The sequence below is a fragment of the Paraburkholderia sp. AV2 genome, assembly GCF_054968425.1.
Window position 1 is genome coordinate 1 of the sequence record NZ_JBANLK010000016.1, and the last position, 15197, is coordinate 15197.

14 protein-coding genes and 2 pseudogenes are annotated in these 15197 nt (G+C 60.0%); 12 read left to right on the forward strand and 4 right to left on the reverse strand.

From position 1 onward, the window contains the following. The 7 genes and pseudogenes from V8683_RS13575 to V8683_RS13605 all read left to right on the forward strand — a co-directional run. Window positions 1-630, forward strand: a 630-nt coding sequence (locus V8683_RS13575; protein WP_462880647.1) for an ExeA family protein, incomplete at its 5' end; no start/stop codon positions are given. Beyond that, the gene (locus V8683_RS13580; protein ID WP_411188278.1) at window positions 627-851 is read left to right on the forward strand and encodes a hypothetical protein; all 225 of its coding nucleotides are present in this window, start codon (window positions 627-629) and stop codon (window positions 849-851) included. The genes V8683_RS13575 and V8683_RS13580, both read left to right, overlap by 4 nt. 349 nt (window positions 852-1200) lie before the next feature. Next, window positions 1201-1908, forward strand: a pseudogene (locus tag V8683_RS13585) (IS6 family transposase). Between the two features lie 215 nt (window positions 1909-2123). Beyond that, window positions 2124-3050, forward strand: a complete 927-nt coding sequence (locus V8683_RS13590; RefSeq protein ID WP_411191425.1) for a class I SAM-dependent methyltransferase — start codon at window positions 2124-2126, stop codon at window positions 3048-3050. Window positions 3051-3190: 140 nt separating this feature from the next. Next, window positions 3191-3544 carry an integrase core domain-containing protein gene (locus V8683_RS13595; RefSeq protein ID WP_411191424.1) on the forward strand — a complete coding sequence of 118 codons (354 nt, stop codon included), beginning with the start codon at window positions 3191-3193 and terminating at the stop codon, window positions 3542-3544. 771 nt (window positions 3545-4315) lie between these two features. Beyond that, window positions 4316-5191 carry a lipid A biosynthesis lauroyl acyltransferase gene (locus V8683_RS13600; RefSeq protein WP_411191423.1) on the forward strand — a complete coding sequence of 292 codons (876 nt, stop codon included), beginning with the start codon at window positions 4316-4318 and terminating at the stop codon, window positions 5189-5191. 79 nt (window positions 5192-5270) lie between these two features. Then, window positions 5271-5465 (forward strand): annotated as a pseudogene (locus V8683_RS13605) (IS3-like element ISAzo10 family transposase); the annotation flags it as partial. A 444-nt stretch (window positions 5466-5909) separates the two neighbouring features. On the opposite strand, the gene V8683_RS13610 reads toward V8683_RS13605, so the two are convergent. Genes V8683_RS13610 through V8683_RS13620 form a run of 3 tightly spaced genes read right to left on the reverse strand, consistent with a single transcriptional unit; the run spans window position 5910 to window position 7688 of the window. Beyond that, the gene (locus tag V8683_RS13610) at window positions 5910-6110 is read right to left on the reverse strand and encodes a DUF1289 domain-containing protein (RefSeq protein WP_411191422.1); all 201 of its coding nucleotides are present in this window, start codon (window positions 6108-6110) and stop codon (window positions 5910-5912) included. A 3-nt stretch (window positions 6111-6113) separates the two neighbouring features. After that, on the reverse strand, window positions 6114-7406 hold the full coding sequence (gene dmeF / locus V8683_RS13615) for a CDF family Co(II)/Ni(II) efflux transporter DmeF (protein ID WP_411191421.1): 1293 nt from the start codon (window positions 7404-7406) through the stop codon (window positions 6114-6116). A gap of 9 nt (window positions 7407-7415) precedes the next feature. Then, a complete protein-coding gene (locus tag V8683_RS13620; RefSeq protein ID WP_411191420.1) occupies window positions 7416-7688 on the reverse strand; it encodes a metal/formaldehyde-sensitive transcriptional repressor in 273 nt (90 codons plus the stop codon). Between the two features lie 257 nt (window positions 7689-7945). Between V8683_RS13620 and V8683_RS13625 the strand changes: the two genes are divergently transcribed. Together V8683_RS13625 and V8683_RS13630 are read left to right on the forward strand one after the other, a co-directional pair. Beyond that, window positions 7946-8263 carry a YnfA family protein gene (locus V8683_RS13625; RefSeq protein ID WP_411191419.1) on the forward strand — a complete coding sequence of 106 codons (318 nt, stop codon included), beginning with the start codon at window positions 7946-7948 and terminating at the stop codon, window positions 8261-8263. A 1222-nt stretch (window positions 8264-9485) separates the two neighbouring features. After that, entirely contained in the window at window positions 9486-11003 is a 1518-nt protein-coding gene (locus V8683_RS13630) for an efflux transporter outer membrane subunit (protein WP_411191417.1), read from the forward strand. 376 nt (window positions 11004-11379) lie between these two features. Here the strand turns inward: V8683_RS13630 and V8683_RS13635 are convergent, their stop codons facing one another. Next, window positions 11380-11511 (reverse strand): hypothetical protein, encoded by a 132-nt coding sequence (locus V8683_RS13635; protein ID WP_411191416.1) that lies wholly within the window; start codon window positions 11509-11511, stop codon window positions 11380-11382. Between the two features lie 312 nt (window positions 11512-11823). On the opposite strand from V8683_RS13635, the gene V8683_RS13640 reads away from it, so the two are divergent. From V8683_RS13640 to V8683_RS13650, 3 genes are all read left to right on the forward strand, one after another. Next, on the forward strand, window positions 11824-12207 hold the full coding sequence (locus V8683_RS13640; RefSeq protein ID WP_411191415.1) for a hypothetical protein: 384 nt from the start codon (window positions 11824-11826) through the stop codon (window positions 12205-12207). Beyond that, a complete protein-coding gene (locus V8683_RS13645; RefSeq protein WP_411191414.1) occupies window positions 12201-12596 on the forward strand; it encodes a hypothetical protein in 396 nt (131 codons plus the stop codon). Before V8683_RS13640 ends, V8683_RS13645 begins: the two co-directional genes overlap by 7 nt. 1390 nt (window positions 12597-13986) lie before the next feature. Further along, entirely contained in the window at window positions 13987-15183 is a 1197-nt protein-coding gene (locus tag V8683_RS13650) for a porin (protein WP_411191412.1), read from the forward strand. Window positions 15184-15197 lie beyond the last annotated feature (14 nt).

The following is a 15197-nucleotide window of genomic DNA, read 5'->3' on the forward strand; positions in this document are numbered from 1 at the left end:
ATGCTGCGCCACCTCACGCGCAACCTCAATCCGCACCGCTACCAGACCATCTATCTGTCCGAGACCGAGTTCGGGCGCATCGACCTGTACCGCTCGCTGGCCCGCGAACTCGGGCTCGAACCCAGCTACCGGCGCGCGGACCTGTGGCGCGACATCAAGCAGCGCATCACCGAGCTGGCCAACGGCAAGCAGGTCCTGCCGGTGTGGATCATCGATGAGGCGCAGAACCTGCCGCCGGAGTTCTTCCGCGACTTCCCCTCGTTCCTGAACTTCGCCTTCGACGCCCGCAGTCTCATCACCGTGTGGCTTGCCGGCCATCCGGAGCTGGCCCCGATGCTCGAGCGCAACGCTTACGCCGCGCTCTACAGCCGCATCCAGACCCGCGTGCAACTGCAGCCCGTCACCGAGCACGCCCGCTTCGCACAGCTCATCGCCCACGCGCTCAAGGCCGCCGGCTGCAACCACACGCTGATCTCCGAAACCGGGCTCGAACTGCTGCGCCAGGCTTCGCGCGGATTGCCGCGCAATGCCGGGCGTATCCTGCGCACCGCCATGCAGCTGGCTGTGCCCAAAGGGCTGAACCATCTGCCCGACGAGCTGTTGCAGCAGGCGATTGGGGAAATGCGATGAGCCGCCGCCCTCAGCAGCCAGGTCAGTCACGCACACCGTCCACGCGTATCGGGCCACGACCGCCGCCGCTACCCGCGCTCACCGACGAGGCGGCGGCCCAGATCCAGCAACTGTTGTGCGACTGGCTGCTGTGGTTCAGCAGCGCATACGCAGAGCAGATCCAGCGCAGCAGGCAACCATGGTCCGCCCCGGTGCGGCATCACATCGACGATCCGTTCTGAGCGACGGCCCCGGGCGAGCATCCCGGGGCCGTTGCTCTTGCAGCGCGCGACAACATTGCGCCGGGTGTCGATCTACGTCTCGCGTTCGACTGCGGTTCATTCATTCTCGCTGAGCGCGAGACATCCGCCACTGTCTCAACGCCAAATATCTCGCACTACAGAATACCGTTTAGATCGCGACGGAACAGTGTGGCGCGAACAGCGGGCCGGATTGCATTCGCGCGCCTTTGCGTACAACGCGTGATGCGCGGCGAGAAGCGTACGGTCGTCGCCGGCGTGACGCTGCGCGGCAGTGTCGCAGTAAGGCACTGCGATGGAATTTTTCCTCCCCACCTGCGTGAAGACCACGATGACGAAAACGAAGAAGACACTGCCGCCCGGCATCGGCAAGGTACTCAAGCACCTTCATTATCCGCTTGACGTCATTTTGGTATGCGTGCGGTGGTATGTCGCCTACTCGTTAAGCCTGCGCAACCTCGAAGAAATGATGGCCTGACACGGCGTCGACGTGGATCATTCGACGGTGCACCGCTGGTTCCTCAAGTTCGTGCCGCTGTTCGAAAAGGCGTTTCGCCGGCACAAGCGGCCCGTGGGCAGAAGCTGACGCATGGTCGAAACCTGCATTAGGGTGAGTGGTCAGTCGAAGTACCTGTATCGCGCAGTGGACAAGGCCGCCAACACGGTCGACTTCCTGCTGCGCGCCCGGCGTGACAAGGTCGCTGCCGGGAGTTGCTTCGAGAAGGCGATCGAGCACAACGGCGAACCTGAGACGGTCACGATTGAGAAGAGCGGCGCGAACCGGGCTGCGCTCGATGTCCTGAACGGCGAACGGGAAACGCCCATCCGGATCAGGCAGATCAAGTAGCAGAACAACATTGTGGAGCCGGACCATCGCGCGATCAAGAGGATGGTCAGGCCGATGATGGGCTTCAAAAGCTTCCAGTGCGCCCGCGTCATTCTTTCCGGTATCGAGATCATGCATATGATCCGGAAAGGGCAGATGACGGGTGACAATAACCGCAGCGATGCAGAGCAATTCCACTCGCTGGTTATCTGAGGAATCCTGAGCTGATAGCTCCATTGAGCTCACGTCTACTATCGCGACACAACCGATCAGAGTGTCACCACTACGCGGTCCCTTAAGGTTTTCATCAGTTCCGGCCGATAGAATTCCGGCTTGCCAAACAACGCTCCGATCGACACTTCGTTTTGTTCGCGATTTCGATCGGCCTATCCAGAGAATTTGCAGGCATGCCAGGAGACCTGTAATAGATGAACACCAACCGAGAATGCGTACAATCCGACCTTTGGGCCAATTGGCTTCTGCGCGAGCGGTTTGCCGGTGATCCGGCACATGAGCGGGCTTTCCGTGCCGATATCAGTCGATATGCCGATCGTGTTCTCGACGGTGCGCGGCTTGAGGCGGGCATGACCCTTGTCGACGTTGGCGCTGGCGATGGACTTGTTGCGTTTCGCGCGATAGACCGCATCGGCCCTTCTCTGCATACTGTCCTGGTTGACATTTCTGCGGCGTTGCTGCAGCACGCCGAAGCGACCGCGACCCAATGCGGAATTCGAGGGCAGTGCACTTTTACCCAATGTTCTGCGGAGGCGCTTGAGGGCATTGGGGACGCCAGCGTGGATGCCGTTACCACTCGCGCGGTGCTGGCCTATCTACCCGACAAACGCGCCGTGCTGCGCGAGTTCTACCGCGTCGTGAAGCCTGGCGGTCGGATTTCCATCGCCGAGCCCATCTGCCGTGACGACGCGCTTGATGTGGTCGCCTTAAAAAAGAGTGTCGACGCGCTTCCGGCCGGAACTGACGATCATATTTCCCGTTTGCTTTATCGCTGGAAAATCACGCACCTTCCCGGTACCGAGGAGGATATCGCAGCGAATCCAATCACCAACTATAGCGAACGGGATCTGGTTCGGTATGCCATGGATGCCGGGTTTACAGACATTCACATGGAGTTTCATATCGACGTCGGTCCTTCGCCAACCACGTCATGGGATGTTCTATTGAAAAATCCGCCATTTCCTTGGGCGCCCCCCCTCGGTGAATTGCTTCGCAATACGTTCACGAAAGACGAGGGGAAACGCATTGAGCAAGCATTACGTCCTCTCCTCACATCAGGCCAGCAATCCTTTTCCATACGCACCGCATTCCTGAGCGCGACGAAGCCGCTTGCGTCATAGCAGATGCGCCGGAGCGGATTTTTAGATGCGACAGTGACCTCGGCTCGCCATTTGGCGGCGTGTCTGGGCGATAAGCGGTTCGGACGAAGCGAGCGGTTTGTGCTGGGACTACGGTCCAGAGTTCACCGGGAAGGTCCTGGATGCATGGGCTTGCGGCCGGTATAACGCTGTCGTTCATCCGGCCCGACAAGCCAGTGGAGCACGCCTACTTCGAGCGTTTCAACGGGCGCTTCCAGGATGGTTGCCTGAACGAGCACTGGTTTGTCTCCATCCAAAATACCAGAAGCTTGATTGAATCGCGGCGGGTCGGGCATAACACCGAGCGGCCCCACAGTTCGCTCGGCTGTCATACGCCCGAGCAGTTCGCACGGGCGTATGACGCTGCCCGGCAGTTTTTAACCTCGGACTCAAGCTGCGGTCCGGACTACAACCGGGGCAGGTCAGTCCGCGGAAAGCGCGTGTACGGACGCCAGAATGGATGGGTGAAACTGTAAGAAAGCAATAGCGCGATCGTTGGAACTGGCTCAGCGTACCTTAAGCTTCCGGTGTTATCGTCGGTCCGCATGTGTTGGAGCAAGGCAAATTTGTTTCGCACCAACGTCAATTTCGAGCTGCGAATTCCAGCCGGGATTTGAGCCGTGCCCTCTGGCCGGCGAGCAAGCGTCAGGAAAAGTGTCCGTGCGTTACGACAGGAGTGCCAGATTGACTCGTATTATCAGCACCCACCTTTTCGTGGCTTCGCTGTCGGCGATTTGCATCCAATTGATCCTCTTCGTCTCGGCAGCGATTTCGGATGAATCGCTGGAATTTCAACTACCCGAGTCATTCAGGCGCTACGTTTTCTCCCTGATCGTGGCCTCGGCCGTGTGGGTAAAGATCGTTGCTCGACGTGCCTTGATCGTGTTTCGGCCAACCGGGACGCCGTCATTTAAGGCGGCGCGTCACCTACGGTATCCGATTCGAAGCACTGCAGGCTGGACAGACTTGTGCAGCTGCATGTCGGTCGTTCTGGTTGGTCGAGCGAGCCGGTCCGCGGCGTACGAGGGGCAGCCGGGACTAGCCGGTTTTCACGGCAGTGCGTTCGACGACATTGCCCGGACCAGTCACGTCCCTTCAGCCGTATTTGCGCTCCGATAAACATTCAATCCATTTGTGGAGGTCGTACTGGAACGAGAGCACACGAATGAGACAGCGACGCGCAGGAGACTCGTCTGCGTCGCGTATAACTATGCCTTCGAGGCAGCTGTAACCGTAGGGGACGAGCTTTGAAACACCTCAATCGTACGCTCATCGCGACGTTGTTGCGCACACTCTCCATACTTCCCTATAAATTCGTCGCGCGGCTCGGAGTGGCCGCAGGTACCGCGTTGTATGCGCTGCCGAGCCGCCGCAAGCACATCGTCCTGGTGAACTTGCGTCTTTGCTTCCCGCAGAAGAGCAGCGGCGAACTTCGGAGACTCGCACGAGCGCATTTTCGCCATGTTGTTCGCAGCTATCTCGAGCGAGGTATCCAGTGGTTTGGCAGTGCTCAGGCGATCCGCGACATCGTTCAGATCGAAAGCAGAATCGATCTCAACGATGCGGCGGCCCCGCCTACCATTTTCATGGGATTTCACTTTGTGGGCATTGAGGTCGGCTGCATGCTCTACTCGACGCATCATCCCGTGGCCTCACTCTATACACGCATGTCAAGCACTGCCTTATGCGACCTCGCCAGGCAGCAGCGGGGCAGATTCGGCGCGGAGATGATCGAGCGCGCGACCAGCGCGAGAAAAATTGTAGGTTTGCTTCGGACCGGCAAGCCCGTCATGCTGGCAGCGGATATGGACCAGGGTATCGACAACTCAGTTTTTGTACCCTTCTTTGGCGTTCCCGCCTGCACACTCACGGCCGTTTCGCGACTCGCGAGACTCGGTCGGGCGCGGGTTGTGCCTTTTGTCACCGAGGTGCTCCCTGAGTATCAAGGGTACAAATTGACGATCTTCGAACCGCTCGCGGACTTCCCGTCTGGATGCGATGTGGTCGACGCGCGGCGCATGAATGCGTTTCTCGAAGAACAGGTGGTGAAATTTCCCGAGCAGTATTACTGGGTACACCGGCGTTTCAAGCACCGGCCACCGGGCATGGCGTCAGTGTATTGAGCCGCATGTCTGGCCATGGCCCCGGCCGACGGCGTGTTCGGGAATCCACTCGTTGCAGGGCTTCTTAGATTGCGCAGTCGCATGCTCGAGCAAGCCGGTCCTGCACGACGATAACGGTAGTGCACTCAAGGCCGCCACGGTACTGGCGATGCCCAATTGGCTGGGAGCGAAGCCGTCGTACTCTCGCCCGCGCGTCTCGGATGACAACGCCTTTGTGGAATCGCTGTTCAGGAAGGCCAAATACCGCCCTGAATTCCCGGCGAGCGGCTTCGCCGACCGGGTCGGGCATGGCGATATTTTTACTCGCGGGCCACGCGAGGGGGCATGCACATGCCCGTACTACCCAGCTTTCACGGTAACGCTATGACCTAGGACTATCGGCGGCGGAAAGGCAAGCGGCGAGCTGAAGCGTCTTCAACTGGGCGCTATACCAGTGCATGACCAAGAAGGCCGATGGCCCCGAGGACGAAGCTGGCGAGCGAACGTCCGGTGTACGCAGCCCCCCCCGACGTTCGACTGTCCGTCGATGCATGCTAGCGAACGGCCGAAATTGGCCGGCTAGCGCCCGATGACCGAACACAGTGATCGTCGCCGCCACGTCCATTCATGCAATGGGCATAAACGACCCGTTGCTGCCGTTGACAAGCTCCCCGCTCAAATGGCTGCATATGGTGTGCGCCGGACATCCAGAGCGCAGTTGAACAACACGTCTGCTCCCTCAGCTTTCCACCTTGGCGATCTGCGTCTCTCTTGCTAGCTTTGCCTGTCGCCGGGTCTTCTCGTTAAGGATCTGATGACGACGGTGGTCCGTCATCTTCTTCCAGCCCTGGATTTCGTCTCGCGTCCGAAAGCAGCCGATGCAAAGCCCGGTCTTGCCATCGAACGCACATACATCGACGCAGGGTGATTTGACTGCCATCAGTCAGGCGGCGGCCGTCGGATTCACTTCGACTGTCACATGCGACAATCCCTTGAAACGCTTGAGTGCCGCGCGGTAGAACCCCGGGTTGCGCTGCGCTTCACCGGTAGCCACCGATACGATCGCGCTCATGTGCCCCGGACCGACGCGCCACACATGGAGGTCGAGCACTGTGTCGCCGTTGTCTTCAATGACATGACGGACGTTCTCGGCCATGCGCTTGTCCGGATTCATGTCGAGCAGAATGCCGCCCGTATCGCGCATCAAGCCCCACGACCAGTTTGCAATCACCAATGCGCCGATTACGCCCGCCAACGGGTCCATCCAGACCCAGCCAAACGCACGCGCGAGCAGTAGACCGATGATCGCCAGCACAGAAACCGCCGCGTCGGCAATGACGTGAATGTAGGCGGAACGGATGTTGTGGTCACGGTTGGCGGCGGCTTGTGCATCGTCGTGATTGTGCTCGTGTTCCTCGAACTCGATCTGATGTTCACCATCGGGCAGGCGGACAATGGCCCTGAATGCGTGCGGCTCGGGAATGTCGTCCTTCGACTCCAGATAGCCGCCGCGATCGGCAAACGCGAAGGTCTGTTGCGTGCCGTCGGGACGAATTGTCGTCACTGAAACCGCATTGGCGTTCAGTGTCGAGGAAGCCGTTTCGGGCGTAATGCGGAAGACGGGCGGTACACCGTCTTCGAAGACCGACAGGGCAAATACGCCAGCGCTGCCGAAGATGCGGTGCACCTCGTCATCGTGACCGTGCTCGTCTTCATGGCCGTGACCATGACCATGACCGTGGCTATGCCCATGACCATGACTGTGGCCGTGGTGGTTGCCGCTCAGCAGCCAGACGCTCGCGAGATTGACCATCAGGCCAAGCACGGCGATAGGGATCGCCTGACCGAAGTGGATGGGCACGGGCGAGAGAAAGCGCGATACGGCTTCGTATCCAATCAGTAGCGCGATCATCGCGAGCACGATGGCGCTGGTAAAGCCCGCGAGGTCGCCCAGCTTGCCGGTGCCGAATACGAAGCGGTTATCGGCCGCGTGCCTGCGCGCGTAGGTGTACGCCAAGGCCGCGATCAGCATCGCGCCCGCGTGTGTCGACATGTGCAGACCATCGGCGACGAGCGCCAGCGAGCCAAAAAAGCTGCCGCCGACAATTTCCGCCACCATCATCGCGCTGCACAGCACGATCACCATCCAGGTCCTGCGCTCGTTGTCTTCATGGGCTGCACCCAGAAAGATGTGGTCGTGTCCCGCTCCGAAAGCGGAATCTTCGAAGTTGCTCATGGTTCCCTCTTACTTGAAGTAGCTGTGGACTACCTCAATCAGTTGCTCGGTGCCGCTGCCGTGCTCGTCGTCCGGCTCTGCGTCGACGAGATGCGTTCGAATGTGGTCCTCAAGAACCACGGCAAGCAACCCGTTCATCGCCCCACGGCTGCTGGTGATCAGCTGGAGCACATCCATACAGCCCCGCTCTTCTTCAAGTGCGCGCTCTATGGCTTCAATCTGGCCCTTAATGCGGCGAACCCGGTTAAGTAGCTTCTGTTTTTCGCGAATCGTATGGCTCACGGCTAGCCCCCTGAATACGGTAGGGGGCTATGTTACCACTGATAGGGTAGGGGGGTATACGTTTGTATCGAAGGGGATTTGGTTTTGTGCATAGAACATTGCCAGCGCGGCTTTGAGGTCAGAGGAACGTAGCCTGCCGGGTAGGTGCGCCCTTGCCCGCGTGGCTAAGGCAAGTACCGCTTCCAATCAGCTATCGCGACGCACGACCCCGGGCATTCTGGGGTAGCATCCCCATGCGTCCGCCTTGTCACCAGGTAATGAGAACCTTTTGTTTGTACGTCGCTACGGCGATCGCTGAAATCCTTGGCTGCTATCTCCCATACTTGTGGCTTAAGGAGGGCAAGAGCGTCGCGCTGGTGATACCGGCCGCGCTATCGCTCGCCATCTTTGCATGGCTTCTGACTCTGCATCCAAGTGCAGCGGGCCGCGTCTATGCAGCCTATGGCGGGGTTTACATCGCCGTCGCGCTGATCTGGCTCTGGCTTGTCGAGGGAATGCGGCCGACGATTTGGGACTGGGCCGGCGTGGCATTCTCGCTTGTCGGAATGGCGATCATCGCATTTCAACCGCGCTGAGCCGGGCGCTGCCGCGAAGGGCATCGCACTCGTTCATGTGGCCGCATACCGATGCAGACCGGTCGTCCGAATGTCTGTCCGATTGATTCGGCGAATGACGCTTCATGGCGTGCGCCGTGCAAAGGCGGCGCTTTTCCAGTGGGTGAAAGCCCCACCCGGCAACCGCTCCAGCCGGAAGCAACCGGAGCAATCGTGGAGGTAACGAAGCGGTTAAAGCCTTCGGTTGTGAAGCGCAGGGAGTCGCATTCTGTTCATGCGATCGTGGCTCCGCCAAACATGCCTTACCAAACTCGGATCGCCGGCGACGCCCGAACGCTTCGGCTGCCGTTCTCGCGGTCAGACCGCACAGGGGACTTTCACCCCGAAGCTTTCGCACCCTCCCAACACACGAAAAAAGCCCCGGTAGCCAGACCGGGGCAACGAGGAATTACCGCTAACGCTGCCTCGGGGACGGCAGCGATCCAAGTATCGCCTTTCCGGACGGGATATATCGTGACATCAGATGCAGAAAATTTTTAATCTTTCTTTAGAATTCCTTGCCACTTTTCCCAGGCCACTCGAGAGCAGTGTCGTACTCAGAGGACAACATACGCAAAGTCGAAGCGCAAACGGATCGCCCCCAGTGCCAATGGCACCACGATTAAGATCAACCTGCAAGGTCGCGATTGGCCCCGCCTCCGACCACACGACAGCGTCATGATCCGCCGTGTCCCCTTTGAGGGCCCGGGCGAGCTCCCCGCCATTTTTTTCACGTTCGTAATCGTATTCGTCAGCGGCCTGGATAGCGTCGACTAGCTTCCTGGCGTCACTGCTTAAACGCGGGCCCGATGCGCCTGCGCACCGGGCCATTTTCGTCCCGCTCAAGCGGTGGATCTTCGCGCCGATGAGATCCCACGCCAGCGGCGACAGGCTTCCTGTTCCAACGGACGTTGCCGCCGGGCGGACCCGGTGCTCCAAGCCGATGCGCGTTCGGATCGCAAGCTCACCTGGACCGTGCATAGTTCGTTTGCCGAACAATTAACCACTCTTAATGTTTGGACATTGCGCTGTGAAACCACGGTCGCTACGTTGTCACGACCGGAATGTCAAACAGGACGGTGCGGTGCCGCCTCAGGTTCACGGGTTGGCGGGAAGCGCTGGCGATGGCGAGCCGACCCTGCACGTGCACCGCCTCCGACACACCCAGCGTCGCTGGTAGTACCAGTCAATGATTCGCGCAAGAATGGACAACGAGATGCAGAAGCTGTGCGTGATGGGGGTCGCCGCTGCGCTCCTCGCAGGCTGCACGATGGAGCCGTGGTATCACCGGCCGCAGGCGCCGGTCTCGCAGACCTTCCCGGAAGGCGGCGTCTATGCGACGCAGCCGGGCCAGTCGGGCGGCGCGCCGAACGGCCGCAGCGCCAACGGCGCGTCGGCCACCGACATCGGCTGGCGCATCTTCTTCGTCGATCGGCGTCTGCAGGCGCTCGTCGAGATCGCGCTGAAGAACAACCGCGACCTGCGCGTTTCGGTGCTCAACGTCGAGGCGGCGCGCGCCCAGTACCAGATCACGCGCGCCCAGTTGCTTCCGTCTGCCAGTGCCGTGGGCTCAGACGCGCGCACGCGCGTTCCGATGGATTTCCAGTTCATTCCGGAGAATCCATATAGCGATTACAACGTGGGTCTGCAGGCGTCGTGGGAAATCGACTTCTGGGGGCGTATCCGCAGCCTGAAGGACCAGGCGTTGGCGCAGTATCTCTCCACGGCGCAGGCGCGCAAGGCGGCAGAAATCTCGCTCGTCTCGCAGGTGGCCGAGCAGTACCTGACGATGCTGGCCGACGATGACTTGCTGAACGTCACGCAGGGCACGTTGAAGGTCGCGCAGGACTCCTACAACATCACGAAGGCCCAGTTCGACAACGGCACGGGCTCCGAACTCGATCTGCGCCAGGCGCAGTCCGTGGTCGAAACCGCGCAGGCCAACCTGCAGGCCCAGCTGCGGGCCCGCGCACAGGCCGAGAACGCGCTTGTGCTGCTGATCGGCGAGCCGCTGCCGGCCGACCTGCCGCCTGGTCTGCCGCTCTCCTCGCAGAACCTGCTGACCGACATTCCGGCGGGTCTCCCGTCCGACCTGCTCACGCGGCGTCCGGACATCATGGAGGCGGAAGAGAGCCTGCTCGCCGCGAACGCGAACATCGGCGCGGCGCGTGCAGCGTTCTTCCCGAAGGTTTCGCTGACGGCGGCCTTCGGTACGGAAAGCCTGTCGCTTGGCAGCCTCTTCAAGGCCGGCACGGCGGCGTGGAGCTTCGCGCCGCAGATCACGATGCCGATCTTCGAAGGCGGTGCGAACATCGCGAACCTGGACCTCGCGAATGTCGAGAAGCGCATCGAGATCGCCGACTACGAGAAGGCCATCCAGTCCGCGTTCCGCGAAGTGGCGGACGGGCTCGCGGCGCGCGGCACCTACGAGCAGCAAATCGCCGCGCTCCAGCGCAACACCTTCGCGAACCAGCGCAGCCTCGATCTTGCGGAACTGCGCTACAAGAACGGTGTGGACAGCTATATTTCGGTGCTGCTCGCGCAAACCAACCTGTACTCGGCGCAGCAGACCCTGGTCCAGACGCAGCTGGCACGGCAGAACAACCTGGTCGATCTGTACCGCGCGCTGGGCGGCGGCTGGATCGAGCATGCGGGCGAAACGCCGCGCCCGGCCGATGCGCCGGCCGACTACGGCTCGGCGAGCGCGCCGGCCCCAGGCTAGTCTGCCACGCGCAAGTGGATGACGGTCATGTCTGCCGGGAACACCGCGGCGCAACGGCACAGTGTTCTGGCGCTGTGCTGTAGCGGTGACCGAGGTCAATGCCGGACGATTGAAGAGGCCAACTCCGTAGATGGAATTCGGCATCAAGCGACAAGAGCGCACCGCATGTCTGACCATGCACCGGATGTGTGCAAGCCCTCGGCAGGCTCGACTGCGACGAACTGCAGCGTGGCGAGCGCCCACTGCGACGGTGGGGCGGGCGGCCCGCTCAGGCACTTATGTCGCGCGTTCGGGGAACGAACCACAACGCTCGCAAGGCCGGAATCGACCAGCGCGGTTTTGGCCCGCAAAGAGGACGCACGCGCCAATGCGGCAGTCATGGCCCACACTGCTCTACCCACTCATGATGCTGCAGCACCTTGTGGCACACCTGAAAGCGGGCGGCATGGACCGGACTGGAGAGGGCCACAGCGAGCCCCAGAATGATAGCGACGGATGCGAGTTTCATGATGGAACCTCCTGATGGTCGAGCGAAGTCCGTCCGGCCTGGCCGGAGCAGCAGCGTCTGACCGTGCACACAAATGAGCGCGGCCAATGCCGTCGCATGCACAAGTTTAGTCGGAGTCCTCTGCGATAGTAACCGGCAAGGATTAAGCCTTCTTAACGCGCTGGCGCCAAGGCCAGCTAAGGCGCGTGGTGGGCACCGGCTTACATTCTTTCTCCGAACAGCAAGCATTCTTAATGTCCCGGCCATTGTTCCGCGCAGGCGCAACTGCTACGGTATGGTGACCGTAAAGCATATTTAGAAGGCGGTTCCACCATGCAACGTCCCTTGCGGATTGATCTGGTTGGCGAAGGCGAGCGCCGCAGTCTCCGTCTCAGTTGGGGCGAGGACACGACTGTGCTCGACGGCGCCGCCGTTGGCGAGTTGATCGAGAAGCTCGCGCTATACCGCGCCGCCATGCGACCGCCGGTTCGCAGTACCTTGCTGCCGGGCCACAGGTACCATATGACGGTTGATCCAAGCTGGTATGCCGAACCGAGCCAGTTGCTAGACGCGACCGTGCTGTTCTTTCGTCACGAGGGCTTAGGCTGGACCGGGTTCGCGCTCGAAAATGAACAATGCAGGCGTTGGCTTGGCGAACTGCGTGCGGCCGCGCGTTCGGTAGAGGGCAAGGACCGCAAGGGAGCGAGGCCATGCTAGATTTGCTACTCCAGTCCGCTAGCGCGTCTCACGTAGAGCTTGCGCTCGTCAACGAGTACGGGGCGAATGCGCTCATGCTCAGGATCGGCAAAAGCCGGGGGCTGCTCGATCCGGCAGACGTCGACAGTCTCATCGAAGCACTTGGCCACGCCCGCATCGCGCTGACGCCGACCGTCCCCACAGAGGTACCGTTGGACCAGCAGTTTCCCCTTGAAACGCAGCCGCTCTGGCAGACAATCGTCGATCCGGCGTTCGCCGGCGTCGTCGTCTTTCTTAGGCACAGCGGTTTCGGGTGGACCGGCTTTGCAATTTCGCTTGCAAGCGTTGACCGCCTACTCGAAATCGGGTACCGGCGTGCGATACCTCCCGTCAGCAAAACCTTGAACTGATCGCATCCGGTTTGTCCGTCACTCACCATCCGGAGGGAATTGCCATGTTGAGTCCCCACGAGCTTGCTACGCTGATGGTCGTAAAGAATACGACGGAACGGATAGAGCCGAACCTTGACGAGCTCTGTGCGCTCCGCGATCTTCAACTGATCGTGATGGAGTCGCCCGATTCTGGCTTTCCGGTACCGCGTGTCACTTCGCGTGGTGACGCGGTGCTGCGAGCAGTTGGCCGATTGCGCTAACCGGGCCTCGGTAGTTGATAGTCTACTTTCGGAGCCCTTGACGGAATTGTCGCGCCCGTAACTAAAGATCTGTTTGAGTTGGTGGAGCACCGCTCTTCTTTCGAAAGGGCGTCCAGACCACCTCGAGCTTCAGTTACGAAGCCGGGCGATGGTATGTGCAGCCGCGCCGTCATCGCGAAACGGCAGCGCTTGTCGACTGGCGAGTGATGACGGTACCAAGGGGTACGTACGTATCGCCAGGCATTGATGTCTGACGTGTACGGCAAAGATCTGGCCGCGCAAAGCGGTCAGAGCGGCTGGCAGCAGTATCGACGCAGCGGCCTTGGCCCGTTTCGCCCGGGGCCTTTCGGTTGTGCGCGCGCAACGCGTAGACCACAGCAACGGAAGCGATAACGTGGGATTTTCACGGTAAGCGCTTCATCAAGTCTTTTGGCTGAAGTCAATGGGTTCTGACGCTTACGGATAAGCCCTGGCATGCCGAATTTTCACGTTTCCCAGTGCCAACTCCAAGTATATAGGACTCTAAATTATGCAACAGCCTGAACTTTTTCGGCGATTGCAATGACCGGGATTGCATGCTCATGAAATACGGCTATATAAAATTTTAGATATATTCTTTTTGTAAGCAACTGCAGAATTCGGCAGGAGAGCATTGAAAATTTACGGCCACGTGGAATTTTGCATTAGGTCAACGCTGACAAATCAATATGGTTAAAAATTCGTCATTAAGATGATAAATATGTAGGCAAAGAATGGCATGTGCAAGTTAGTTATATGCGACCAAGATTAGCGAGAAATAGACTTGTCGCATGAAATAATGACTTGCTCCAGAAAGAATACTTCCGCCCCCAGAGCGGCCTTCCTCTTACGCAATTTGAGGATAATTCGCAACGCTCATGCATTCACTGCTCCATTCTTTGATTCGATCTTGATACATTGACGGCGAAAACAACAAGGCAGGCAGGAGAGTATCAATTAAGTTCCCTCGCATTGGCTGTGATTGTCCACGAAGCTGGCAAAGGCGGCTGAGTCCATGCATTTGTCGCCGGGGTGCTGCCCGCGACAGACGCTTTGGCTCATTCTGCAAACCATCGGGCAAGGTTAGCAATGCCGCGCCCGGATCCTTAGTGAAGGTATGGAGGCGAACAATGAAGAAGGCTTTGCTTGCCGCAGCACTTATGTCTGCGGGAATCGTCGCGCACGCACAAAGCAGCGTGACGATGTATGGCCGGCTGGATACTGGTGTTCAGTACCGCACTGGAATTCCTGGTGGCAATGCAGTGCAGATGGAAAGCGGTGACTGGGGCGAATCGGAATTTGGCTTCAGGGGTGTTGAAGACCTTGGCGGCGGCACGAAGGCCATCTTCAAGCTGGAAATGGGTCTGGACGTTATGAACGGCGCGTATCAAAACGGCTCGCTGTTCGGTCGCGAGGCCCGTGTCGGTTTGACGAACGATACGTGGGGTACGTTCAAGATCGGTTACGCGGGCGCGGCGGAAATCAGCCAGGACAGCTGGGACGTCGATCCGCAGCTCATGCAGTTTTACTCGATCGCCACGCTGGTGCGGGGCCGTAACTGGGCGCAGGCAGGCAACAGTGTGGAATATACGTCGCCGCAACTCGCCGGCCTCACGCTCAAGGGGCAATACGATCTCGCCAACAGCGCGAACTGGAACGGTAATGGCGGCACGGGTAGTGCACCGGGACAGCTCGGTACGACCTCGGGCTTCGGCAGCAGCCAGGGGCGTTCGGACGGCGCCAAGATTCAGTACAACGCCTCGGCGTTCGAACTACAGGCGATCTACGACGAGATCCGTGACCCGTACGGCCGCTTCAGCAATGTTTATCTGTACTCGCGCTCGATCCTCGCCGGCGGTACCTATTCGCTTGGCCCGGTGAAGTTCTACGCAGGCTACCAGCACCTCTCGGCGCCTGATGCCGACGAAGCCGGTTACGACTTCGCCGCCACGCCGGACGGCGCCAGCCTGCCGACCGCGGTCGATCACGAATGGGGTGGCGTGGGATGGCAGATCACGCCGGTCACGCTGCTTACAGCCGCGGTCTATCACGCCAACGCCAACAACGGCAACGGCAATGCCACGCTGTACACGCTCGCTGGCACCTACAACCTGTCGAAGCGCACGTTCCTGTATTCCGAGCTGGGCTACATCCACAACAGCTCGACGTCAAACATTGGCCTCGGCGACGGCTATGCAGATCCGTACGGTACCGGCGGCGCCAGCAACGCCGATGGCGGCGGCGCGGTGGGCAGCGGCATCAACGAAGGCCCGGGTTATGGTCACAGTCAGTTCGCCGGCAATATTGGCATCATGACCCAGTTCTGAGGGCGGGCCGGCCA

Bases quoted from the DNA above. Each gene is read 5' to 3' on its own strand.
- V8683_RS13645 (WP_411191414.1), top strand. From the start codon at position 12,201: ATGCTAGATTTGCTACTCCAGTCCGCTAGCGCGTCTCACGTAGAGCTT.
- V8683_RS13635 (WP_411191416.1), bottom strand. From the start codon at position 11,511: ATGAAACTCGCATCCGTCGCTATCATTCTGGGGCTCGCTGTGGCCCTC.
- V8683_RS13630 (WP_411191417.1), top strand. From the start codon at position 9,486: ATGGACAACGAGATGCAGAAGCTGTGCGTGATGGGGGTCGCCGCTGCG.
- V8683_RS13580 (WP_411188278.1), top strand. From the start codon at position 627: ATGAGCCGCCGCCCTCAGCAGCCAGGTCAGTCACGCACACCGTCCACG.
- V8683_RS13595 (WP_411191424.1), top strand. From the start codon at position 3,191: ATGCATGGGCTTGCGGCCGGTATAACGCTGTCGTTCATCCGGCCCGAC.
- V8683_RS13610 (WP_411191422.1), bottom strand. From the start codon at position 6,110: ATGGCAGTCAAATCACCCTGCGTCGATGTATGTGCGTTCGATGGCAAG.
- V8683_RS13625 (WP_411191419.1), top strand. From the start codon at position 7,946: ATGAGAACCTTTTGTTTGTACGTCGCTACGGCGATCGCTGAAATCCTT.
- V8683_RS13650 (WP_411191412.1), top strand. From the start codon at position 13,987: ATGAAGAAGGCTTTGCTTGCCGCAGCACTTATGTCTGCGGGAATCGTC.
- V8683_RS13640 (WP_411191415.1), top strand. From the start codon at position 11,824: ATGCAACGTCCCTTGCGGATTGATCTGGTTGGCGAAGGCGAGCGCCGC.
- dmeF (WP_411191421.1), bottom strand. From the start codon at position 7,406: ATGAGCAACTTCGAAGATTCCGCTTTCGGAGCGGGACACGACCACATC.
- V8683_RS13590 (WP_411191425.1), top strand. From the start codon at position 2,124: ATGAACACCAACCGAGAATGCGTACAATCCGACCTTTGGGCCAATTGG.